Raw genomic sequence first — 2165 nt, 5'->3', positions numbered from 1 at the left:
AAGAGAGTATATCAATTTTGACACACCCTCATTTTTATTATCCAAACTTTTCCAAAAAATCGTCTTCCGATAGGATAGGAATACCTAGTTGTTGGGCCTTTTGGTTCTTGCCCGATGTAGAATTAACGTCGTTGTTAATCAAGTAGTTGGTCGATTTGCTAATGCTTCCCGTCATCTTTCCGCCTTGACTTTCGATGTAAGCCTTCAGTTCGTTGCGAATTTTATAATGGTGTAAGTCCCCCGTAACGACGAAAGTCAAGTCCTTACATTTTTCTCCAGTGGTCTCTTGTCGTTCTTGTGTGATGGTGAGCTCGGCTATTAGATGCCTCACAATTGTCTGATTCTCTTCTTCCTTCATCCAATTTACGAACGAAGCCGACTTTTCCGGACCTATTCCATCAATACTCGCGAAGTGGTCGGTAGCCTCCGTTTCTATGGCTGTGGAGATAAGGTCGTCCAACTCGTATGCGTTGAGTAGGCGTTTACATACATCTTGTCCCACCATCGGAATGGTTAGTGCGTAGAGCAAATGACGTGCTTCTACGGTACGAGTTCGCTCTATCGATTTCAGAATATTGTCTACCGATTTGACGCCAAATCCTTCCAATACCGACATTTCCCGCCTATGTTCAGCTAAATGATAGAGGTCGGCATACTCCTTAACCCATCCTAGATTGATGAATTTTGCCACAGTTTGTTCCGAGATACCATCAATATTCAGCCCTTCTTTTGATACTAAACGAGCAAATTTTTTGAGTTGTTTCGCCGGACATTGGGCATTGGTGCAGTGTAAAGTCTTTGTCCCGCTGCTCTCACTAGTTACCACTTCAGTGGCGTAATGGCATACCGGACAGTCGCACGGAATCTCAAATGCTCCCACAGCTTGTGACACTTGAATGACTTTCGGAATAATTTTATTGGCTTTGATGACCGAAAGTACACTCCCCGGACCGCCGATTCCCAATCTCTCGCACTCGCTGATATTGCATAGCGATGCTCTTTTCACGGTAGTACCCTCTAGCTCTACTGGTTTAAACACGGCTACCGGTGAGATTGTACTGGCCGCACACGACCATTCGATGTGGTCTAATTCTGTTGTAGCAGCTTCGTCCTGCCATTTGAAAGCATATCCGGCGCGTGTGGCATGATGGCCGGTTACCGAACCGGTTGAGGCATATTCTGTATCATCGAAAGTAATAACGAGGCCATCAACTGGATATGGGCACTGTTTGCTAGTCACCTTTTCCGTCCATTGTTCGATAACGTTCTCTACGTTTTCCAGTGTCGGTGTGTTGATGACTTCGCGCTCTACAGAGCTGAATCCCAACCGGTCGAGCATTGCCATACGTTCTCCCCACGATGTGACGTCTTTATCACAATATACTAGCGTGAACGGTTTCCACTGTATATGGCGTAGTTTTACCTCCTCCGGGTCTTTAAGTGTGAGCGAGCCGGAAGCCAGATTGCGCGGGTTGGCGTATTCCTCTTCTGCCTCCATATTGAATTGTTCGAAGTCTTCATACGAGATAACAGCCTCTCCACGAATTACGATATGTCCCCCTGCTTGAATCTTTGATGGTATCCCATTGATGGCATTGGCCAAATGAGTGATGTTGGTACCGATGTGACCATTGCCACGTGTCACCACCTTTGTGAGTTTTCCGTCATCGTATGTCACCACAAGTGTCAGGCCGTCGAGCTTCCATGAAATCCAGATAGGGCGCATCTCTGCCCATTTTACCAAGTCTTGAGGCTGTTTGGTCTTTGCCAATGACAGCGCAGAGAACTCGTGTTCTTCTTTCTGTCCGGTGATATTGTCTTCCGAAACTTTATTTGTCGGGCTGCTGGGAAGTATTTCTCCCGTCTCTTCCTCCATCTTTTTCAGTTGGTCGAACATGGCGTCCCACTCGTAGTCGGTCATGAGTTCACCTTGTCCGTTGTAATATGCTTCCGATGCTTGGTTGAGTTTATCTATCAACTCCTGCATTTGTATGGTCTTGTCGTTGCTCATCTTATTGATATATGGTGGCTCAAAGATAATTGAAAACAATTAAATAAGCAAATAACCTCATTACTAATTACCATCTTCTTTGCTTTTTAACCTTAATTCCGCAACACTATTATAACTTAAAATTTTTAAGTACCTGAGCAACAAAAAGCTCTTG

General features: G+C 45.0%; 1 protein-coding gene. It reads right to left on the bottom strand.

All coding sequences use genetic code 11. The annotated features are described in order from the left end of the window. Window positions 1-37: 37 nt before the first annotated feature. Entirely contained in the window at window positions 38-2011 is a 1974-nt protein-coding gene (gene ligA, locus HMPREF3034_RS07985) for an NAD-dependent DNA ligase LigA (RefSeq protein ID WP_062434653.1), read from the bottom strand. Between the last annotated feature and the right edge of the window lie 154 nt (window positions 2012-2165).

The sequence above is a fragment of the Prevotella sp. DNF00663 genome, assembly GCF_001553265.1.
Classification (GTDB): Bacteria; Bacteroidota; Bacteroidia; order Bacteroidales; family Bacteroidaceae; genus Prevotella.
The sequence above is the reverse complement of the archived record's forward strand: the minus strand, read 5'-3'. Positions and strand labels throughout refer to the sequence as shown.

Bases quoted from the DNA above. Each gene is read 5' to 3' on its own strand.
- ligA (WP_062434653.1), bottom strand. From the start codon at position 2,011: ATGAGCAACGACAAGACCATACAAATGCAGGAGTTGATAGATAAACTC.